General features: G+C 70.0%; 15 protein-coding genes. 4 read left to right on the top strand and 11 right to left on the bottom strand.

Annotated features, from left to right (window positions below; genetic code table 11):
* The first annotated feature begins 37 nt into the window (after positions 1-37).
* Positions 38-1,591, top strand: a complete 1,554-nt coding sequence (locus ACOZ38_RS00910) for a glycosyl hydrolase family 18 protein (protein WP_424527997.1) — start codon at positions 38-40, stop codon at positions 1,589-1,591.
* 365 nt (positions 1,592-1,956) lie between these two features.
* Entirely contained in the window at positions 1,957-2,766 is an 810-nt protein-coding gene (locus ACOZ38_RS00905) for an IclR family transcriptional regulator domain-containing protein (protein ID WP_424527995.1), read from the top strand.
* A gap of 47 nt (positions 2,767-2,813) precedes the next feature.
* Here the strand turns inward: ACOZ38_RS00905 and ACOZ38_RS00900 are convergent, their stop codons facing one another.
* From ACOZ38_RS00900 to ACOZ38_RS00885, 4 genes are read right to left on the bottom strand one after another with little or no spacing between them, the layout of a single operon-like run.
* Complete coding sequence (locus tag ACOZ38_RS00900; RefSeq protein ID WP_424527993.1) at positions 2,814-3,176, bottom strand: hypothetical protein; 363 nt, start codon at positions 3,174-3,176, stop codon at positions 2,814-2,816.
* Entirely contained in the window at positions 3,173-4,036 is an 864-nt protein-coding gene (locus ACOZ38_RS00895) for an extradiol ring-cleavage dioxygenase (protein ID WP_424527991.1), read from the bottom strand. Before ACOZ38_RS00895 ends, ACOZ38_RS00900 begins: the two co-directional genes overlap by 4 nt.
* Positions 4,037-4,063: 27 nt before the next feature.
* Positions 4,064-4,885, bottom strand: a complete 822-nt coding sequence (locus tag ACOZ38_RS00890; protein ID WP_424527989.1) for a citryl-CoA lyase — start codon at positions 4,883-4,885, stop codon at positions 4,064-4,066.
* A complete protein-coding gene (locus tag ACOZ38_RS00885) occupies positions 4,878-6,056 on the bottom strand; it encodes a CaiB/BaiF CoA transferase family protein (RefSeq protein ID WP_424527987.1) in 1,179 nt (392 codons plus the stop codon). The genes ACOZ38_RS00890 and ACOZ38_RS00885 overlap by 8 nt, the downstream gene beginning before the upstream one ends.
* Positions 6,057-6,273: 217 nt before the next feature.
* On the opposite strand from ACOZ38_RS00885, the gene ACOZ38_RS00880 reads away from it, so the two are divergent.
* Positions 6,274-7,734, top strand: a complete 1,461-nt coding sequence (locus ACOZ38_RS00880; protein ID WP_424527985.1) for an amidohydrolase family protein — start codon at positions 6,274-6,276, stop codon at positions 7,732-7,734.
* Positions 7,735-7,903: 169 nt separating this feature from the next.
* On the opposite strand, the gene ACOZ38_RS00875 is transcribed toward ACOZ38_RS00880, so the two are convergent.
* Positions 7,904-8,464 carry a dihydrofolate reductase family protein gene (locus tag ACOZ38_RS00875; RefSeq protein WP_424527983.1) on the bottom strand — a complete coding sequence of 187 codons (561 nt, stop codon included), beginning with the start codon at positions 8,462-8,464 and terminating at the stop codon, positions 7,904-7,906.
* A gap of 24 nt (positions 8,465-8,488) precedes the next feature.
* Complete coding sequence (locus tag ACOZ38_RS00870) at positions 8,489-9,082, bottom strand: NADPH-dependent FMN reductase (RefSeq protein ID WP_424527981.1); 594 nt, start codon at positions 9,080-9,082, stop codon at positions 8,489-8,491.
* Between the two features lie 136 nt (positions 9,083-9,218).
* Here ACOZ38_RS00870 and ACOZ38_RS00865 point away from each other — a divergent pair, with 136 nt between their 5' ends.
* The gene (locus ACOZ38_RS00865) at positions 9,219-12,509 is read left to right on the top strand and encodes a BTAD domain-containing putative transcriptional regulator (protein WP_424527979.1); all 3,291 of its coding nucleotides are present in this window, start codon (positions 9,219-9,221) and stop codon (positions 12,507-12,509) included.
* A 63-nt stretch (positions 12,510-12,572) separates the two neighbouring features.
* Here ACOZ38_RS00865 and ACOZ38_RS00860 read toward each other — a convergent pair whose 3' ends face one another.
* The 5 genes from ACOZ38_RS00860 to ACOZ38_RS00840 all read right to left on the bottom strand — a co-directional run bounded on the left by ACOZ38_RS00860 (position 12,573) and on the right by ACOZ38_RS00840 (position 19,843).
* Complete coding sequence (locus ACOZ38_RS00860) at positions 12,573-14,063, bottom strand: DUF4407 domain-containing protein (protein WP_424527977.1); 1,491 nt, start codon at positions 14,061-14,063, stop codon at positions 12,573-12,575.
* Positions 14,060-15,739 carry a hypothetical protein gene (locus ACOZ38_RS00855; protein ID WP_424527975.1) on the bottom strand — a complete coding sequence of 560 codons (1,680 nt, stop codon included), beginning with the start codon at positions 15,737-15,739 and terminating at the stop codon, positions 14,060-14,062. Before ACOZ38_RS00855 ends, ACOZ38_RS00860 begins: the two co-directional genes overlap by 4 nt.
* A gap of 12 nt (positions 15,740-15,751) precedes the next feature.
* On the bottom strand, positions 15,752-18,193 hold the full coding sequence (locus ACOZ38_RS00850) for a hypothetical protein (RefSeq protein ID WP_424527973.1): 2,442 nt from the start codon (positions 18,191-18,193) through the stop codon (positions 15,752-15,754).
* Positions 18,183-18,944 carry a hypothetical protein gene (locus ACOZ38_RS00845; RefSeq protein ID WP_424527971.1) on the bottom strand — a complete coding sequence of 254 codons (762 nt, stop codon included), beginning with the start codon at positions 18,942-18,944 and terminating at the stop codon, positions 18,183-18,185. Before ACOZ38_RS00845 ends, ACOZ38_RS00850 begins: the two co-directional genes overlap by 11 nt.
* A 230-nt stretch (positions 18,945-19,174) precedes the next feature.
* Positions 19,175-19,843: a Crp/Fnr family transcriptional regulator gene (locus ACOZ38_RS00840; RefSeq protein ID WP_424527969.1), complete on the bottom strand. Its 669-nt coding sequence runs from the start codon at positions 19,841-19,843 to the stop codon at positions 19,175-19,177.
* Positions 19,844-19,959: the final 116 nt, after the last annotated feature.

Here is a 19,959-nt window from a genome sequence, read left to right as displayed (position 1 = left end):
CCCCCACACCCGGGCGATAGAAGGGTTGTACCCCCCCATGAAACGAACCCCCCGCCTGCTGGTGCTGGCAGTCTCGTTATTGCTGGCGGTCATAGGCGTCCTTGTCACGCAGACGTCGGCTCAGGCCGCCAACCTCCTCGCGAATCCGGGCTTCGAGACCGGATCCCTCTCGCCCTGGACCTGCACCGGTGGGCTGGGTTCGGTGGTCGGCTCCCCGGTCCACTCCGGCACGAAGGCACTCGCCGGCGCGGCGAGTGCCTCCGACAACGCCCAGTGCACCCAGTCGATGACCGTCAAGCCGAGCACCGCCTACACCTTGACCGCCTGGGTGCGCGGCAACTACGTCTACCTCGGCGTGAACGGCGGCGGGTCCACCTGGACCTCATCAGCGACGTACACGCAGCTCTCTGTCTCCTTCACCACCGCGGCCGGCCAGACCACCGCCGTGGTCTACCTGCACGGGTGGTACGGGCAGGGCACCTATTACGCCGATGACGTCAGCTTCGACGGGCCCGGAACCCCCCCGTCGAGCACCCCCACACCCACGCCCACTGTCACCCCGACTCCCACGCCCACTCCGACTCCCACTCCGACTGTGACGCCTACCCCGACGCCCACTCCTACGCCCACGGGTGGCACGTGCGCGGTGAAGTCGAGGCCGACGGGCAAGGTCCTTCAGGGCTACTGGGAGAACTGGGACGGCGCGTCGAACGGTGTGCACCCGCCGCTCGGCTGGATTCCGATCACCGACTCCCGCATCAAGGCCCACGGCTACAACGTGATCAACGCGGCGTTCCCGGTCATCCGCTCCGACGGAACCGTCCTGTGGGAAGACGGCATGGACTCCACCGTCAAGGTCGCCACCCCGGCCGAGATGTGCCAGGCCAAGGCCGCCGGCATGACGATCCTGATGTCCATCGGCGGAGCGACCGCCGGAATCGACCTGAGCTCCAGCACCGTCGCCGACCGCTTCGTCGCCACCGTCGTGCCGATCCTCAAGCGGTACAACTTCGATGGCATCGACATCGACATCGAGACCGGCCTCAGCGGCAGCGGCAACATCAACCAGCTCTCCGCCTCCCAGGCCAATCTCATCCGCATCATCGACGGCGTGCTCGCCCAGATGCCGTCCAACTTCGGCCTGACCATGGCACCCGAGACGGCGTACGTCACCGGGGGCAGCGTCACCTACGGCTCGATCTGGGGGGCGTACCTGCCGATCATCAAGAAGTACGCCGACAACGGCCGCCTCTGGTGGCTGAACATGCAGTACTACAACGGAAGCATGTACGGCTGCTCCGGTGACTCCTACTCCGCGGGCACTGTTCAGGGGTTCACCGCCCAGACCACCTGCTTGAACAACGGCCTGGTCATCCAGGGCACGACGATCAAGGTTCCCTATGACAAGCAGGTCCCCGGTCTGCCCGCTCAGAGCGGAGCCGGAGGCGGCTACATGGCGCCCTCCCTGGTGTCCCAGAGCTGGAACAGCTTCAGCGGCAGCCTCAAGGGTCTGATGACCTGGTCCATCAACTGGGATGGATCGAAGAACTGGACCTTCGGCGACAACGTCAAGGCACTACAAGGCCGCTAGTGGCCGACCCGAAGGCCGCTCCCGGACGGTCGGGAGCGGCCTTCGACGCCTTCGCTCGCATGCTCGGGTGAACTCGGCGGAGGAGTTATCCACAGTATCCACAGACTCGTACACAGGTTCGAATCCGATCTCCACAGGTGTGGACACAGCCGGTGGAGGGCCCGGAGTGTCGTTCAGCGGCCGACTGTCCGCTTGGCGATCGGAGATGGGCCGCCACCAGTGTTTTACAGCCACCACTCGGCTTGGCGACCTCCGCGTCATGCCATGCCACGTGGACAGATGGACTGGTTGACAACTATGTCATACACTCAAGCGGTCTGTCCGGATGCCGGACGTTTCTAGAGCAGACTGCGAGGAGTCGGCGAATGCCGCGGGACGGCGTCGGGCCGGATTTCATCGAAGCGCTGGCCCGAGGGCTGGAGGTCATCACCGCCTTCCAACCCCATCGGCCGGTGATGTCGCTGACCCAGGTGGCCACGGAGGCCGGCCTGGCACGGCCGACCGCCCGGCGTATCCTGCTCACCCTCCAGGAGCTGGGCTACGTGCGCTCACGCGAGGGCGGGTTCGCGCTGACCCCCCGGGTGCTCGACCTGGGCGTGGCGTACGTGCGCTCGATGGGGTTGTGGGACGTCGCCCGCCCGCACCTGGAAAGGCTCGTGTCCCGTACCGGCGAGTCGTGCTCGATCGCCCAGCTCGACGGCTCCGACATCGTGTACGTGGCCCGGGTGGCGCTGCCCAAGATCGTGGGCCTGGCCGTGCAGATCGGTACGCGGTTCCCCGCGCAGGCGACCTCGCTGGGCAAGGTCTGCCTGGCCGCGCTGTCCCCTGAGGAGCTGGACCGCGTGCTGGCCGAGCCGTCCCGCTCCGGCATCGAACCTCGGCGGCGGCTCGGCCGCGAGGAGCGCGACGCCGAGCTCCGAGAGGTCCGCGCTCGCGGCTGGGCGCTGACCGACGAGCAGCTCGCGCCCGGCATCCGCTCGGTCGCCGCGCCGCTGCGCGACGGATCCGGCCAGGTCATCGCCGGGATCAACGTCAACAGCCATGCCGCGGAGACCTCACTGGAACGGTTGCTGGAGGAGCATCTTCCGCCGCTGCTGCAGACCGCCGGCGAGATCAGCGCCGACTTCGCCCGGCTGGAGACGGTGCCCCACGTGACCCGGACGGCCGCGTCCTGACCGTCCGTCCGGGCTGACCCACCGGCCGGGAGCTTCCGCGCACGGGCTCAGGTGGCGATGTCGGGGTACGGAAGCGCGAAGTGCCCGAGCCGCTGAGCGTACTCGCGCTGGAAACCGAGGGGCTCGTCGTAGTCGCGTTCGAACATCGCGATGAACAGGGTCAGGGTGAGGAACGGATGCGCCCCGAGCTCGAACAGCCTGGGGTAGTCGTGCTCGGCGAGGGCGGCGCGTTCGGTGTCGTCGAAGCGCAGCCAGGTGCTCGACTCGCCACCGACGCAGTTGAGGATGCGGTTGGCCTGCTCGGCCTCCCACCACGCCACGGTGCCCCGAGGGTCGTCTCGGTACCGCTCGACCAGCTCGGGGTCGCGGTCCACGGTGAACAGGAACTTGTTCAGCAGGTACTTGCTCACTGGCCGGCTCCGTTCGGATACCAGGTGAAATATGCCTCCATCGTGTGGAAGAGGTCGTAAGTGTCGACGTAGTCGGCCTTCATCCCCTCCCCCGCGACGCCCATCATCAGCATGAAGTCCATGAACCCGTGGGTGGCGTTGCCGGGAGCGTGCAGGCTGTCCAGCGTCACCTCCGACAGGCAACCCTCGATGTCGCCGGTTGAGATCCACTCCACGGCGCGCCTGTCGAACTCCGGGTCCGGTCCGTGCGGGCCGAACTGCCGGGGCCCGCCCAGCTCCAGCGACAGGTGACCGGTGCCGATGACGGCGACCCTCTTGTCCGACGGCCAGGACTCCACCAGTTCCCTGATCGTCTTCCCAAGTTGGACGAAGCGCTTGGGCCGCGGCAGCGGCGGGGCGAAGATGTTGGTGTAGACGGGCACGATGGGCAGGTCGTTCTGCGGGCGCAGGGTGATGATCGGGCACGTGATCGAGTGGTCGATCCGCAGCTCGTTGGAGAACGCCAGGTCGAACCCCGCGTCCAGCCCCTCGCGCAGCACGTGGGCCGACAGGTCCTCCTGGCCGGTGAGCAGCATGCGCGGCAGCCCGAACTCGCGTTCCTCGTTGTAGAAGTTCGCGTCGTAGAACGGGGCCTTGCCGACGAGGAACTGCGGCATGTTGTCCAGCCACAGCTGGTGGAAGTGGTCCGAGCCGACCATCACCAGCACGTCGGGACGTGCCCTGGTCAGGGTCTCGCGGAACGCCTCGACCTTGCGCACCCACTCGTCGCCGAACTCCGGGCGGTCTGCACCGGTCGAGGTGCTCGCACGGTAGTAGAAGGGGTGGTGGGTGGAAGCGATCACCGCGACCAGTTCGGCCATCGGGTCTCCTTGTCTGGACAGGCGAGGTCAGGGACGGTCTTCGGGTGTGTACGGCTCGGGCTCGACGGACCGGTTGTTCAGGTCCACCGAGAGGAAGATGTCGTTGCCTACCGGGTTGCGCAGTTCCTCGGCGAGCTGCCCGATCAGCCCGGCGGTCCGGGCGAGCAGGGCGAATCCGCGCAGCAGTTCCAGCGGCAGGCCGAGGTCGGCCAGCGCCGCGCCGCACACCCCGGCCCCGTTGAGCGGCAGCGTCCGGCCGAGCACCTGGGGATGCACCCTGCCGATGGCGGCGAACAGCGACAGGTGCGGCCCGAACAGCCCCTCCTCGGTGGCGATCTCCATCAACCGGGGAGTGCGCGGGTCGCCCTGCTTGTGCACATGGTGGCCGAGCCCGGGGACGAACCGCTTCGCCGCACGCCGCGCCCGTACGGTCTCCAGGGCGAGTGCGTCCCAGCCGTCCTCGTCGGCAGGCAGGCCGTCCACCGAGGTCAGCACGTCGTGCAGGAAGCGGCCGGTGTCCTCTGTGACGCCGAGGAACCTGGATCCGCCGCCCAGCAGGCCCGCCGCGAGCGCGCCCTGTACCGAGTCGGGGGCCGACAGGTAGGTGAGGCGGGTGACGATCGCGGTCGGGGTGAAGCCGTGATCGGCCAGCGCCGCGAGCACGGCCTCGAACACCCGCACCTCGCCGCGTCCGGGTCGCCGCTGGATCGCCAGCCAGAACGCCAGCTCGCCGAACCCGACCTCACCCATGACGTCCTTGGCCAGGTCGTGGCCGAGCAGGGTGATCTTTTCGAGGCTGGACGCGCCGAGCGCCGTCGGGTACTCGGGCCGGTCGACGCGCTCAGCCACGGTCGTCCTCCTCCGCGAGCCACTCGCGCAGCGCGGAGCCGTGCTCGTCCAGTTCGGGCGGCGGCAGCCGATAGCCGGCCGGGGTCCGCGAGAACCTGATCGGGTGCCGTGTCGTCGGCACCGTACGGTCGCCCTCGCCGACCTGCACGATCGGGTCCAGGCCGAAGCGCTCGGCCATGGCGAACCCGCCGTCGACGGTGTTGATCGGGCCGCTGGGCACACCGGCCTCCACCAGCAGCTCGAACCACTCGACCGCGCCGCGCTTCGCGAGTTGTTCCACCAGGATGGGACGCAGCTCCTCGCGGTGCTCGGTGCGGCCGGCGTTGCGGGCGAACCGCGGATCGTCGGCGATCTCGGGAATGCCCAGCACCTCGCACAGCCTGCGGAACTGGCCGTCGTTGGCGGCGGTGACGATCAGGTCGTTGTCCGCGGTCGGCAGCGGCTCGTAGGGGAACACGCTGGGATGCGCGTTGCCCATCCGGAAGGGCACCACCCCACCTGCGACGTAGGCGGAGCTGTGGTTGACCAGCCCGGTCAGCGCCGACGACAACAGGTTCACCTCGACGTGCTGCCCCTGACCGGTCGCGTCCCGATGGCGCAGCGCGGCCAGGATGCCGATCACGGCGTGGTTGCCGGCCATCACGTCGAACACCGAGATCCCTGCCCGGTACGGCGGCCCCTCCGGGTCCCCGGTCAGGCTCATCAGGCCCGAGATGGCCTGCACCATCAGGTCGTATCCGGGTACGTTCCTGCCCTCCTCCGACCCGAAGCCACTGATCGAGCCGTAGACCACGCCCGGGTTGGACGCGCTGACGCTGTCGTAGTCGAGGCCGTATTTGGCGAGCCCGCCGGGCCTGAAGTTCTCCACCACCACGTCCGCCCGGCGCGCCAGCTCCCGAGCCAGCCGGGCGTCGGTCTCGTCCCGGAGGTTCAGCGCGATCGAGCGCTTGCCGCGGTTGACGCCCAGGTAGTAGGTCGACACCTCGCCGCGCACCGGGGGCGTCCACGACCGGGTGTCATCGCCCTGCGGGCCCTCGACCTTCACGACCTCCGCGCCCAGGTCGGCCATCAGCATCGTGGCGTACGGCCCGGCCAGCACGCGGGAGAAGTCCGCCACCAGCACCCCCGACAGCGGCCCGCCGGTGCCCTCGCGCGGCGGTGCGACGCTCACTGACATCCAACTCCCTCGATCGTCCGCCCAATGGACAGATGTCCGTCACTACGGATTCTGGCAGATCGACGATGAGCGTCAAGTGAGAGGCAGTGCGGAAAGGATCGGTTGACAGCGGAAGCGGCGGCAGCGACAGTACGGAGAACGTGTTGCCCGAAAAGCGGACATGCGTCCGGACAGGCGGTCCGGGATCCGCGCGTGGTGAGGAGTCCTGGTGATGAGCGAACGGTCCCGGTTCAAGCCCGGCCGGCCAGTGGTGCTGCGCGGCGGCACGGTGCTGCCGATGGACGACTTGCGCACGGTGCTCACCGGCACCGACGTCCTGGTCGTCGGCGACCGGATCGCGGCCGTCGGGCCCGGACTCCCCGTGCCGGAGGGCACCGCCGAGATCGACGCGACCGACGGCATCGTGATGCCCGGAATGATCGACACCCACCGGCACATGTGGCAGACGGCCATGCGCGGCTATGGTGCCGACTGGACCCTGACGCAGTACTTCGTCTGGTACTACCTGGAGCACGGCAAGCTCTTCCGCCCCGAGGACGTCCACGCCGGCAACGTGCTGGCCGCCATCGAGGCCATCGACGCGGGCGTCACGACCGTCGTCGACTGGTCGCACGGCCTGCAGACGGTCGACCACGCCGACGCCGCCGTCGACGCGCTGCGGTCGGTGCCCGGCCGGTTCGTGCTGGCGTACGGCAACATCCAGCAGGCGCCCGCCGAATGGACCGCCGCGCCCGAGTTCCGGGACTTCGTCCGGCGGCGGATCACCGGGGACGACATGCTCGGCTTCCAGATCGCCTTCGACGTCACCGGCGACCCGGCCTTCCCGGAGAAGCCCGCCTTCGAGGTCGCCCGTGAGCTCGGCGTCCCGGTCACCACGCACGCCGGGGTGTGGGGCGCCACCGGTGACGACGGCATCCGGCTGATGTACGACCACGGCTTCATGACGCCCGAGACGGTGTACGTGCACGCCGCCTCGCTGTCGGCGGACTCCTACCACCGCATCGCCGCCACCGGCGGCTCCGTCTCGGTCTCCACGGAAAGCGAGCAGAGCGCCGGTCAGGGCTACCCGCCCACCTGGGCCATCCGCGCGCACGGCATCCCGGTGTCACTGTCGATGGACACCAGCGTCTGGTGGAGCGGCGACCTGTTCTCGGCCATGCGCACCACGCTCGGCGCCGACCGCTCCCGCGAGCACCTGGAGGCCCACGGCAAGGGCGAGACCGTCACGCACTGCCGTCTGCGCGCCGACCAGGTCGTCGACTGGGCCACCCGCGGCGGCGCGCGCGCCATCGGCCGCGACGGCGACCTCGGCACCCTGGAAGCGGGCCGGAAGGCCGACATCGTCCTCGTCAAGAACGAGCACTCACCCGTGTCGTTCCCGCTGCTCAACCCCTACGGCCACATCGCCTTCCAGGCGCAGCGGGGCGACGTGCACACCGTGCTGGTCAACGGCCGCGTCGTCAAGCACGAGCACCGCCTGCTCGGCATCGACCTCGCCGCCGCCCGCCGCGAGGTCGAGCAGACCGTCGAACACCTGCGGACGACGATGGGAGAAGAGGCATGGCGCCAGGGAATGAACCCTGACGTCCCCGAGACCGCCATCCTCGACAACCCCTACACCTACACCGACTACCACAGCGACTCCACCCACACCCGCCGGGAACCCGTGTAGCGGATCGACCAGCCGACATATCGCGTTCGAGCGGCCGCACAACTCGCCGACTGGAGGGTCGCCGACCACGGCTCCGTACGCGGCTACGCCACCGAGCGGCCCGGCGTGGACGACGAGCTGATCGCCCGGCTGCGCGGCCGGCTCCTCACGACGGAGACATCTTGACGATTCACATCGCCCCGATGACGTTGGCCGGCCGGTAGGTGAGCAGGGCGACGCCCGGGCTGAAAATCGTGCTGTCCGTGAGCTCCAGGGTCGCCTCGACGCCCTCGCGGAACAGGCGCTGCCCCTCACCCTTGATGACCGGGTAGATCCAGATCCGGTACTCGTCGAGGAGGCCGTGCTCCATGAGGGTGTCGGTGAGCCGCCCGCAGCCCCAGATCAGGATGTTCTTTCCGGGCTGCCGCTTGAGCCTGCCGACCTCGGTGACCAGGTCGTCGCCGTGGATGATGGTCGAGTTGTTCCACTCGTCGGCCTTCTCCAGCGTCGAGGAGACCACGTACTTGGCGATGCTGTTCACGTGGTCGGCGTAGGGGTTGCCCCCCATGGCCGGCCAGGCCTGCGCCATGCCCTCGTAGGTGACGCGTCCCAGCAGGATCGCGTCACCGCTGAGGGCGAGGTTCAGGGCGTACGACTGGGACTCCGCGTCGGAATAGCTCATGGACCACAGGTGGGGGTTGTCCTGGAAGCCGTCGAGCGTGGCGTAGGTCGACGCGATGATCTTTCTCATTGTTCTCTCCATGTCGGTGAGGGCTCAGATGGTGTGGGGGTGGGGGCACTTGGCCCGGGCGTCGCGCAGCGCGAGCGCCCACCAGGAAAGCTGGTCCAGGGTGGTCCTGACCGCTGTGTTGCAGTCGGCGGTCGCCTTGGGCCAGGTGCCGTCCGCGGCGAACAGGTCCCAGTAGCGCGGGAGGCTGATGGCGTCGCGGATGGTCACGGCGTTCAGTTCGGTGAAGACCTGGCGCAGCTGGTCGATGACGTGCAGGCCGCCGGACTCCCTGCCATAGGCGACGAGGGCGACGGGCTTGGCCCGCCACTCCTCGTAGTACCAGTCGATGGCGGTCTTGAGCGGGGCGGGAAAGCTCCGGTTGTACTCGGGGGTGACCACGGCGAAGGCGTCGGCGGCGTCCAGCCTCGGCGCCAGGGCCCGCACCTTCGCGGGGACGGGCTCGTCCTGGTCGGTGAGGGTCTGCGGCAGGTCGGCCTCGGCGAGGTCGATCAGGTCGACGTCCAGCTCCGGGCGCCTGCGGGCCTTGGCGGCGAACCAGCCGGCCACGGTGGGTCCGAACCGGCCGTTACGGGTGCTCCCGATGATGACCGCCAGACGCAGCGGGTCGTTCTCCGACATTTCCTACCTCCTCGGCGCTCGTCCCCGGCTCGATGTGACCACTCTGCCGAAGGGCCTTTACGACTTGTTTCTCGTCGCCTTACGGCCCCGCGCAGGGCCTCGGTAAATGTCGGAGGACCCGGTTATCGTGGCCGTCATGCGTTTCGGGGTGCTGGGGCCGCTGGCCGTGTGGACGAGCGATGGCGTGCCGGTCGCGGTCCCCGGGCTGAAGGTCCGCGCCCTGCTGGCCGACCTCCTGGTCCACGAGGGGCGCCCGGTGCCCGCCGACCGGCTCGTCGACGACCTCTGGGGGGACCATCCGCCGGGCAATCCCTCGGGCGCGCTGTCGGCCAAGGTGTCGCAGCTGCGCCGGGTGCTGGAGGACGCCGAGCCGGGCGGCCGCGAGCTGCTCGTGCACCAGCCCGCGGGTTACCTGCTGAGAGCCGACACCGACGCCGACAGGTTCAGTTCCCTGATCGCGCGGGCGAGCCGGGCCGGCGACCCCCGGGCCACGGCGGCGCTGCTGTCCGAGGCGCTGGCCGCCTGGCGGGGGCCCGCGTTCGCCGACTTCGCCGACGAGCCGTTCACCCGGGCGGCCGTCGCCCGCCTTGAGCAGCAGCGGCTGACCGCGCACGAAGACCGGGCAGAGGCGCGGCTGGCACTGGGTGAGCACGTCCCGCTGGCCGGTGAGCTCGGCGACCTGCTGGCCGAGCACCCGCTCCGGGAGCGGCTTCGCGCCACCCACATGCGCGCGCTCTACCGGGCCGGACGGCAGAGCGAGGCGCTCGAGAGTTACGAGGAGCTGCGCACGCTGCTGGCCGACGAGCTGGGGCTGGATCCGAGCGCCGGCCTCGTCGCCCTGCACCGCGCCATCCTGACCCATGATCCCTCGCTGGCCGCGCCGGACGTACCGGACTTATCGGCGGCCCGGCCCGCCACGAACCTGCCCGCGCCGCTCACCGGCCTGATCGGCCGGGACGACGCGGTGGCCGAGATCGGCGCCCGGCTGGAGACCGAGCGCCTGGTGACGCTCACCGGCCCCGGCGGGGTCGGCAAGACACGCCTGGCCGTCGAGACGGCGAGGCGGCTGACCGGCCCGTTCCCCGACGGGGTGTGGCTGGTCGAGCTGGCCGCGCTCGACCGGCCCGCCGACCATGACGCGATGTCCCGGCTGGCGGAAGCCGTCATGGCGGTGCTGGACGTCCGGGACGCCACCGGCCCCGCTGAGCCGGCCGGGCCGATGTCCGCCGTGCACCGCCTCACCGAGGCGCTGCGCCCCCGGCGGCTGCTGCTGGTGCTGGACAACTGCGAGCACGTGGTCGAGCCGGTGGCCGAGCTGGCGGAGGCGCTGCTGCGCGCCGCGCCTGGGCTGCGCATCCTTGTGACCAGCCAGGAACCACTGGCCCTGGCCGGCGAGGTCGTCTGGAGCGTCCCGCCACTGGAGGTGCCCGACCAGGCCGCCGACCTCACCGACCTCACCGTCCTCGAACGGACCGGCTCGGTACGGCTGTTCGTCACGCGCGCGTCCGCGGCGGCCAGGGGCTTCGTCCTCGACGCGGACACCGCTCCGGCGGTCGCCGTGCTGTGCCGGCGGCTGGACGGCATCCCGCTGGCCCTGGAGCTGGCGGCGACCCGGGTACGGGCGCTGGGCGTGCACGGCCTCGTCGATCGCCTGGACGACCGGTTCCGGCTGCTGGCCACCGGGCACCGGGGCGCGCCGCCGCGCCAGCGCACCCTGATGGCGATGATCGACTGGAGCTGGGAGCTGCTGAGCGACTCCGAACGCGTCGTGCTGCGAAGGCTCGCCGTGCACGTCGACGGCTGCACCCTTCCGGCCGCCGAGGTCGTCTGCGCGGAGGACGGCCTGGACGTGGTCGACCTGCTCACCCGCCTGGTGGACCGATCCCTGGTCGTCATGGTGGACGGCGGCGGGGCGCCGCGCTACCGGCTGCTGGAGTCGGTCGCGGCCTACTGCGCCGGGCAGCTCCAGCAGGCGGGCGAGCTTGAGGAGGTGCGGCGGCGGCACCGCGGGTACTACATCGGTCTCGCCGAGCAGGCCGAGCCGCACCTGTACGGGTCAGGCCAGCGGGGGTGGCTGCGGCGGCTCGATGCCGAGACCGCCAACCTGCGCGCCGCGCTCAACGCCGCGGTGCGCGATGGGGACGCTGATGGCGCACTACGCCTGGTCAACGCGATGGCCTGGTACTGGTTCCTGCGCGGCAGGCTGACCGAGGCCCGCCGCTCGCTCGCCACGGCCCTGTCCGTCCCCGACACCACCCCCGACGGCGCCGAAGGCGTGCGGCCGTCCGCGCTTCGTGGCAAGGCTCTGGCCTGGGACGTCGGTATCGGGCTTCTCCACGGTCACGTCGCCGGCAGGGACGAGCGCCGCCGGGCGGCCCTGCGGATGTTCGAGGGCGCCGACGACCCCGGCGGGCGCGCGAGAGCCGAGTGGTTCCTGGCCTACGCCGGCATCGGCATCGGCGACCTCGCCGTCGCCGAGCACCTGGTGAGCCGGGCCCTGCCGACGTTCCAGGAGCTGGGCGACCGGTGGGGGACGGCGGCGGTCCTCGCCACCCGGGGCAAGCTCGCGCACGTACGCGGTGACCTGGCCACGCTCGGACGCGACAGCGAGCGCAGCGCCGAGCTGTTCGGCGAGCTCGGCGACCGCTGGGGCCAGCTGGAGGCCACCGGCTGGCTCGGCGCGCTGGCCGAGATGACCGGCGATCTCGAACGGGCCCACCGGCTGCATCTGGACGGGCAGCACATGGCCGAGGAGCTCGGGCTGTGGACGGAGGTCGCCGGGCGGCTGTCCTGGCTCGGCTGGATCGCGCTGCAGCGCGGCGACTACACCGGCGCGAGAGAGCTCTGCGAGCGGGCGCTGCGGCTGACCGTCGAGCAGGGCCACCAGGACGGGCAGATCTTCGCCATGATGGGGCTGTCCTTCGCCGCCCGCAGGGACGGCGACCTCGACCTCGCCGAGACCCACCTGCGCGACGTGCTCGGCCGGACGTCCAGGAAGCACGCGGAGGAGGCGCCGCCGCCGCACCTTCCCAGCATCCTGACGGAGCTGGGCTTCGTCGCCGAGCAGCGCGGCGACGAGGCGGAGGCGCTCGCCCTGCATCTGGAGTCCCTCGGCCACGTGGCGAAGTTCGGCACCGACTGGGGCATGCCGATCGCGCTGGACGGCCTCGCCGGAGCCCTCTCCCTCGCCGGGGACCACGACCGCGCCGCCCGGCTCCTGGGCGCGGCGGCCTCGGCCCGCGCGTCCAGCTCCGTGTCCGCGGCTCCCGCCGAGCGCGGCGACATCGAACGCGTCACCGCCCGGGTCCGTCTCGCGCTGGGCGACGACCGCTTCACCGCCGAGTTCGACCGAGGCGGCGCGCTCACACCCACCGAGGTGAAGGCACTGACGCACGCGACCGCGACCCGCGCTGCCGGGGTCTCCTGACTTTGTCCATGTGAAGGACGAGGTCGGCGATGGGCGGCACTCGCCGCCTGCCGGCCTCCGCGGTCATGCGGTCGACTTGCGGCGCAGCTCGGCGGCCAGGGCGTCGATCCTCTCGTTGAGCTCGGCCTCCTGCCGGGAGCGGTCGGCCTCATCCTGCGCCTCGACCTTCTCTATGCCCTGGCGCTCGAACCGCTCCGACTGCTTGAGCCCGATGCGCTTGACGGCCATGTCGCGTTGCTTGTTGAGCTCGTCCTCGGCCTCGTACAGGTCCTCGTTGGTGCTCATCTGGCGGTCGACCATCGTGTCGTACGTGCTGCTGCCCGCGAGCTTCTTGGTCAGGATGGGAAGGCAGTCGACGATGACGAGCAGCAGTCGGACCAGCCACTGGGCGACGAGCACGAAAGCGCTCTCGGCGGAGAGGCGGCCGAGCGCCTTGTCCTCCTCGAGAATGCCGATCTTCCCCTCGGTGGGCGGGAGCTTCGCCTTGATCGCCTCGTCGATCTGGGTGTCGTAGGTCTGCTCGGCGTCCTTCTGCTGGCTCGTCAGCGTGTCGATCTTCGACTGGAGGCGTGCGTAGCCGGCCTGGTACTGGTCGGTCTTGCTGTCCGCGCGAATCTGCCGGGCGACCTTCCGATCGTGGTCGCAGTTGGGTCCTTTCCCGACGCGCCCGCTAAGGCCGGCCCCGGTCTTCCCGGCGCACTCGCGGGCTGCCAGGTCCTCGGCGGCGGCGAGCTTCTTGGCGGCCGCGTCGAGCTGCTTTCTTATCTTCGCCTGCTGGTCCTCTGTCTGCTTCAACGCCACGGCCTGAGCGGCGGGGGAGCTCGTCACGGTGAGCAGGAGGTGGCCCGCGGCGCATCGGGACGCGGTGGCGTCGTCGAGCCGCCGGTAGGGGACGGGGTTGCACGCCCGCAGGGCGGACTCCTTGCCGAGCCGCTCCTGGACGCGGTCGGCGGCCACCTGCCGGTGGATCGCCGGTTCGAAGACCTTCAGCAGCAGCGGCTCGGCGATGACGAGCCCGATGACCACCGAGAGCATCAGCCGCACGACGAAGATCCAGGCGGAGGCGCCGTGGCGCGTACCGTGCGTGCTGGATATGAGCCAGGTGTCGATGGAGACGATGACCCAGCCCCAGAGGGCGGCGATCACGAGCAGGACCCCCAACGGGGCGTCCACGAACTTCTCCAGCGCCACCAGCATGGAGAGCGCGGCCAGGAGTCCGGCGTTGAGGAGGATCGCGCCCAGCCGGGTGTAGCGGGGGCGCTCCTCCGGGGCCCAGTCGAGGATGATCTCGGAGACGCCCGTCAGCGAGCGCAGCCACCGTCCCGGTCCACGGGCCGGTCGGGCGGGACGATGCGGCCTGCTCGAAGCGCCGGAGCGGCCGTAAGCGGACTGCCCGCGCTCGTCCTGCCGAGCGCCACCTCGTGGATCCTCGCCGGCCTGCACGTGGCCTTCGGGCGGCTGTCCCGGTGGGAACCCGTTGGCGGCGGCGGGTTCCCTGCCCGGGGGATCGGACGTGTGGAAGGCAGGCGGCGGCTGCCCCGTTCCGACGGTCATCCTGGCAGCCCTTCTTCCCTGAAGGCGGACTCATCGGTCGCCTGCGGGATGTCGTCCACGGCGCCCTCGCTCGTGTCGTCGGCCTCTTCGGCCTGGGTCAGGGCGGGTGGGACCTCCCCGCCGCCCACCACCGCCCCCACGGCGCCGGTGTCGACGGCGATGCTGCCGATGAGCTCTCTGGGGTTGAGGGAGATCTCGTCCAGGTGGCCGTGCTTGGCGATCTCCTTGAGCATGTCGAGGCGAACGCCCAGCAGATGCAGCCGGTCCTCCCTGTCGCGGAGCTCGCGGCCGACGGCGTGCTCGTAGTCCCGGTCCTGCCGCGCGTGCTCCCTTTCCCGGTCCGCGGCGGCGAGCTCGTACTGGTGCTTCAGCCCCGCCTGCAAGGTGTCGTACTCCCGCTGGAGGCGTTCCCGCTCCATCTCGCGTTCCCCGTCCTCCAGGTCCCAGAGCCGCCGCAGCTGGGCCTTCTCGGCGTCGGAGCGCTCACGGAGGATCTCGCGCTGAAAGTCCCGGTCGCCGTCCTCGATCCTGTACATCCGCTCCACCTCCATCCGCTCCACCGCGCGCTGGGCGTCCTCCAGCGCGTACCTCCGGTTCCTCTCCTCTTGCTCGACCAGGAATCTGCGCTCACGGTCCGACAGACCCGTCTCGTACTCCCGCTCCTGGCTGGCGCGGTTCCACTGCCGGTCCTGGTCCTGGAGCGCCCAGCTCCGATCGCGTAGCTCCCTTTCCTCGGCCGCCTTGCGATCGCGCTGTTCCTGGACACGAGCGGCAATGTCGGTGCTGGTCAGTTCCCCCTTCTGGCCCGCGATCATCGCCGCCTTGATCGGATCGTCACCGATCGCCTGATAGATCTTGGCCATCTGCGTGGTGGCGAAGTCGTCGGAAGCGGCGGTCATGTCGTTCCGAATGACCTGCTGCTGGCGCTGGAAGAACAGCCGCATCTCGTCCATCTTCAGCTCGTGCTTCTTACGCTCCACGTCCAGGCGGCGCTCGGTCTCCTCCATCTCTATGGCGTGCCGCGCCTTGAGAGCGGCCAGCTCGTGGGTGAGATCCGCGAGGCCCGACTCGACGACGTGGTCGGCCTCCTGGACGGTCAGCCGCTTCTGGAGGGCGACCAGTTCCTCTGGGGTCAGCACCTCGACGCTGGCGAGCGCCGCGGATATGCCCGGGATGAGCGGCGGCTTGAGCTGGACGTAGGCCTCGATCTGGGTCTGGACGTTGAGGCGGACCATATTGATCTCCGCGACCCGATGGTTCAGGCCGAGCTGGAAGAGCCGATGGTGACTGCGCACGTAGCCCAGCAGTGCGCGCCCAGCGTCCCCCTGGCCGTCCCGCACCACCACGACGGGGTCGGTGACCGTGCACAAGAAGGTGACCCGGACGGTGAACTCCTTGGCGTCGGCCGACGGTATGGCGAGCTCGATCCAGACCTCGTGGTTGCGCGACATGTCCACCACGGCGACGTACGTCGCGCGTACCACCAGGTCGTCGTCGTCCTGGCGGCGGCCGTGGTCGACGGTGTACTTGCCGTCGGCCAGGAAGACCCGCACCTGGTCGCCCTTGACCCTCGGCACCTCTCCCTCGGCCCGGCGGGGCCTGCGCAGGCTCCACTTCCCGCTCCGGTCCGTGCGGCCGAGAGACTTCTCCTCTGTGATCGGGTAGGGCATCGTCATCGCGATCCTCCGTTACAACGCCCTGGCCGCGCGGTCGAGAGCGGCCAGGAGCACCTTCGTCAGGGCTGCGGAGCGCGCCGGTCGCTTGCGCGAGTGCTCCATGAGAGTGATGAAGTCGGCCTTCAGCGGCCCGTACTCGTGCTCGGGCAATGCGGCGCCCAGCGCGTCGCCGAGCATCCGCGCGTCGTGCTCGGCGTTCACCCCGCTGAGCCGGCCGAGCGTGTTGAGAGCGTCCAGGAGCGCCTTCAGCGCCGCGCGCCGGCACGGACGGTGTCGCAGTACGGCCGCCCACAGCTCGGCGACCGCGGAGAGCCGCTCGGGGTGCTCCCTGACGAACTCGATGATCGCCAGGTTTCCAGTGCGGGCGCTCCGGGTCCGCAGGGTCCCCAGGATCGCGATCAGCGTCAACCGGTAGTGGCGCCTGGTGCGCCCGATGGCACTGACGTTCTTGAGCTGGGTGCGCAGATGCTGGACGACGTGGCTGGCGTCGGCGTCGTTGGCGACCAGGGTGGCGAACAGGCTGCCGAACGCGGCCGCGGCCTCCTCGCTCAGCGCATTGTCCTGGACGACGAGCTGCCAGAGCCGCCGGGCCGCGGGGGTCGGGAAGCGGACCCCGAGCTCGCCCGCGAAGGCGGTGATCGCGGTCAGCCGCTGGGCGGCGGTCCCCTGGCCCGCCCACCACTCGGCGGTGCGCAGCGCGACGGGCACCAGTGCTTCGTCCAGGCACATGAACCAGAGCACGTAGACGGCGGTGCACTGTCCCTCCCAGTCGCACTCCCCCCGCGACCACGGTTCCAGGTAGGAGAACTCGATCTCCTCGTACGTCGTGTACGACAGCAGCGCCAGGCCGGCCGCGATGTTGAGCTGAAATTCCTCGTGCTTGATGAGCTTGCTCAGCCAGTCCTGCACGGCGTCCCAGAGTGCGCTGCGGAACCTCTCCGACAGCTCCTCCAGGACGTAGCGACGGTAGGCGTCCTCCTTGAAGGCCAGCACGCGCCTCGACGTCGCGCCGTCGCTGACGCGCACGAAACGGATCAGTCCATCGGGGCGGTGTCGTTCGGCGCGCTCCTGTGGCATGGCCGCCCCCGCGTCCGCCACGCCCTTCGGCGGCACGGCTGTGGAGACCGTCGCGGACGCCGCCTCCTGGGGCGCCGGCGGGGCGGGTTCCGGCTCGGGCCAGGTCATCTCCAGCGACTCCGACAGCATGTCCATGCAGGTCTCGAAGCCGCGCTCGACGACGCCCGCCACGAAGGCCAGCGCGGTGACCTCGAGCACCTGCCGCCGTGAGGGCCCCCGGTCGAACCACTCGCGCACCTGCCTGCGCCCTGCCTGGTCCAGGACCTCGTTGACCGCCTCCTCGGCCGATCTGCCGTCGATGATGCGTTCGGCCATCAGGACGAGGTCGGCCATGACGAACTCCTCCGGCATGGCGGCCACCACGGCGGCGACCGTCTCCTCGGGCGTCTCGTCGCCGAGGTGCGCGCGTAGGACCTCGGCGACGGGGGGACGCACCCATGCCACGTGGCGCACCGAGTCCGGCGGCCGGCTCGGCGTGTTGGGGGTGGTGACGACCAGGTAGGCGCCGGCCTCACGTACCTTCTCGCTGACGGCCAGCCAGGTGTGGTCGGCGTCGGGCCAACCCTGGTCGGTGTCCCATCCCGGCGTCTCACGCCCCCGCCGCGTTCCCGCCCTCCGTTCGCTGGTGCGGTCGAACACCGCATATCCGTAGCCGCTCTCGTAGCCGCGCTCCGCGAGCTCCTTGAGGGTGGCTGAAGGAGGCAGCGACACGATCACGCCCTCACCGTCGCCGAGGACGGTGCGCAGCAGCACGATTGCGCCGGTCCGTTTGCCGATGCCCGTTTCACCGGTCACCACCACGATGCGGTCCGACCGCAGGCTCTCCAGAGCCTCGTCGTACGGCCTCACGGGCGGGGCGTAGCGATCGACGGCTCCGCTGACCACCGCACCGCCGAGCCGGCCGGTCGTGGGCGCCGGCTCGCCTCCGGCGAGCGCGTCTCCGAAGCCGAAGACGCTCCTGGCCGCGTCCACCGAGCCGAGGAACATGTTGTAGACGGCCTTCTTGTACTCCGGCGTGGAAGGCTGCTCGGGTTTCGCCTCGGACTTCCTGGCCTCCTGGTCGATGGCTTCGTCGGCGTCGCCCGCCCGGCCGTCCGCGCGCGCTCCTCCGGAGGCCCGCTCGTCCGCGGCCGGCTTGGCCGCGGGAGGCTTGGCCGCGGGAGGCGAGGGCTCCTCTGAGGACCGCCTGGGGGAGGCGGACCCGGCCGAGCGTTCCGGTCCGGCCTGATGAGTAGAAAGGCCCGTACTTTCCGCGGGGCCACGCGTCTCCGCCCGTGCCGGCTCCAGGAGTGGGGTTTCGGCCGCCCGCTGGTCGCTTCGGGGCGGCCCGGGAACATCCGGAGTGGATTGGGGGGATATGCCAGCTTCAGCAGTCATCGTTCGGCCCGTGCTCAGAGAACCCAAAGACGGAACCCGGCATATGGATCGTGTCAGCAGAAACAATGTTCAAAACGGACTTACCCGCTGCGGATGGCCGTCGCGATCGCTCCTCGGGTTTCGGAGCCGACGCCGGGATATACGATGATTTTTCGGGCTTGCCCTCATGTCCGGGTATGTAGATGTATGCCATCTCATCGAAGCGCTTGGCCGGAAGGTCAACCCGCACCTCGTGGAACTGCCCGGGTCGCAACCCTCCCAATTCAGAAAGCACGGCCTTGCGGTAGACGGACTCGGAAACGATCAGAGCGAGGTTCGCGTCGGCGGCACCGGCCAGCGCCTCGCGCACCGGGCCCGAGCCCAGCAGCCGGCTGAGCGTTATCAGGGCTTGGCCGGCGCGGCCGAGCGCGCCCCGGGCCACGGTGTCGACATGCATCGCCAGCCGTAGCCGCATCCTCATCTCGGGTGAGTGGTCCGCGTTGTGGTCGGCGAGGTGAAGCTCCACCTGGTCGACGAACCGCCGCACAATGGCGATCAGGTCGACGCCGTCGGGCAGCACGGCCAGCTCGCCGTCCCCGCCCGGCTCACATTCCCAGAGCCCCCGGTCCAGTCCGGCCGCTTCGGCCGCCTGGCTCAGGATCCGGTCGAGCGCGCGCTGGATGCTGAGTTGCCGCCGGACATTGCGGTCGCTGTACTTCTCGACGTCGACGCCGAGCACGAATCGCTCGCACAAGGGAGAGGGCTCGAGCATGACAGCTCCATTGCCAGACTTTCGGACAGGGTTCGCAAGGGTATCCGGGCTTTTGGGGGAAATCTCAAAGAACGCAAAACCCATCAGACCAAGCCATAGTGATCACGTTCAGAAATGACACGTAGGCAGCCCGCCCGGGGCGGCCTGCCATCGTTTAGCGATCTCAGTCTCCAGCCGAACCGATGAGCCTTGTGTTGAAAAGTGCGCATTGGCCAGAGGTAACCAGATTGTTAGTCAGAAGCCAGCTTGCGAAGCCGGGCGAGGTCATTGATCACAATGCGCCCCCGATACGTACTGATTACCCCTTCTGCCCGGAGTTCAGCCAATTTGCCGGATATCGAGGCCCGCGACAGGCCGATGGCCTGGCCGAGCTCGGTCTGGTCGAGGCCGATGTCGAGAGCGCAGTCGGCCGCCCCCTCTGCGGCGCCGGGTGGCGCCGACGGCACGGCCAGCCTCATCAGCGCCCGTACCACACGCTCGCCGGCTGACAGCGTGGCCAGCTCTAGACGGACCTCTTCACTCTCCCTGACGCGGCGCACTGCGAATCTGATCAGATCGGCTTCCAGGCCCAGTGATCGGATACGCCTGACAAATGGGTCGATGGCCACCGACCGTGCCTCGCAGGTGTCGATCGCGGTCACCGTCGCCGACCGGCTGGCTCCGTCCAGGAGCGCGATCTCGCCCAGGACCTGACCGGGGCCCCTTATCGCCAGGAGGATGGCGTTGCCCGCGGAGTCGACCAGCGACACCTTCACACGCCCGCCGGTCAGCAGGAGAACGCGGTCGGCCGTCTCCCCCTGCCGCAGCAGGGTCTCGCCGGGATGGTAGACCTCGGCGGTCCCGAGGCGCGCGAGCCGGGTCCAGACATCGGGCCCGACGACCGCGGCGAAACCCTCCATAGCCCAATCTTGTGGGGCCGGGGTACTGCCCGCAACGCGTTCCGCCGGACCCGGAACACGATCGAGACCGGTGCCGGCCGGGTGTATCCGAGCCCGCGCTCCTCTCGATCTCCATG

It is taken from the genome of Sphaerisporangium viridialbum (genome assembly GCF_049674955.1).
Lineage (GTDB): Bacteria > Actinomycetota > Actinomycetes > Streptosporangiales > Streptosporangiaceae > Sphaerisporangium > Sphaerisporangium viridialbum.
This window is presented reverse-complemented; position numbering and strand designations above follow the sequence as displayed.

Coding starts and splice junctions, on each gene's coding strand:
- ACOZ38_RS00850 (WP_424527973.1), bottom strand. CDS start 18,193: ATGACTGCTGAAGCTGGCATATCCCCCCAATCCACTCCGGATGTTCCC.
- ACOZ38_RS00905 (WP_424527995.1), top strand. CDS start 1,957: ATGCCGCGGGACGGCGTCGGGCCGGATTTCATCGAAGCGCTGGCCCGA.
- ACOZ38_RS00865 (WP_424527979.1), top strand. CDS start 9,219: ATGCGTTTCGGGGTGCTGGGGCCGCTGGCCGTGTGGACGAGCGATGGC.
- ACOZ38_RS00845 (WP_424527971.1), bottom strand. CDS start 18,944: ATGCTCGAGCCCTCTCCCTTGTGCGAGCGATTCGTGCTCGGCGTCGAC.
- ACOZ38_RS00860 (WP_424527977.1), bottom strand. CDS start 14,063: ATGACCGTCGGAACGGGGCAGCCGCCGCCTGCCTTCCACACGTCCGAT.
- ACOZ38_RS00840 (WP_424527969.1), bottom strand. CDS start 19,843: ATGGAGGGTTTCGCCGCGGTCGTCGGGCCCGATGTCTGGACCCGGCTC.
- ACOZ38_RS00870 (WP_424527981.1), bottom strand. CDS start 9,082: ATGTCGGAGAACGACCCGCTGCGTCTGGCGGTCATCATCGGGAGCACC.
- ACOZ38_RS00910 (WP_424527997.1), top strand. CDS start 38: ATGAAACGAACCCCCCGCCTGCTGGTGCTGGCAGTCTCGTTATTGCTG.
- ACOZ38_RS00855 (WP_424527975.1), bottom strand. CDS start 15,739: ATGACGATGCCCTACCCGATCACAGAGGAGAAGTCTCTCGGCCGCACG.
- ACOZ38_RS00895 (WP_424527991.1), bottom strand. CDS start 4,036: ATGGCCGAACTGGTCGCGGTGATCGCTTCCACCCACCACCCCTTCTAC.
- ACOZ38_RS00875 (WP_424527983.1), bottom strand. CDS start 8,464: ATGAGAAAGATCATCGCGTCGACCTACGCCACGCTCGACGGCTTCCAG.
- ACOZ38_RS00880 (WP_424527985.1), top strand. CDS start 6,274: ATGAGCGAACGGTCCCGGTTCAAGCCCGGCCGGCCAGTGGTGCTGCGC.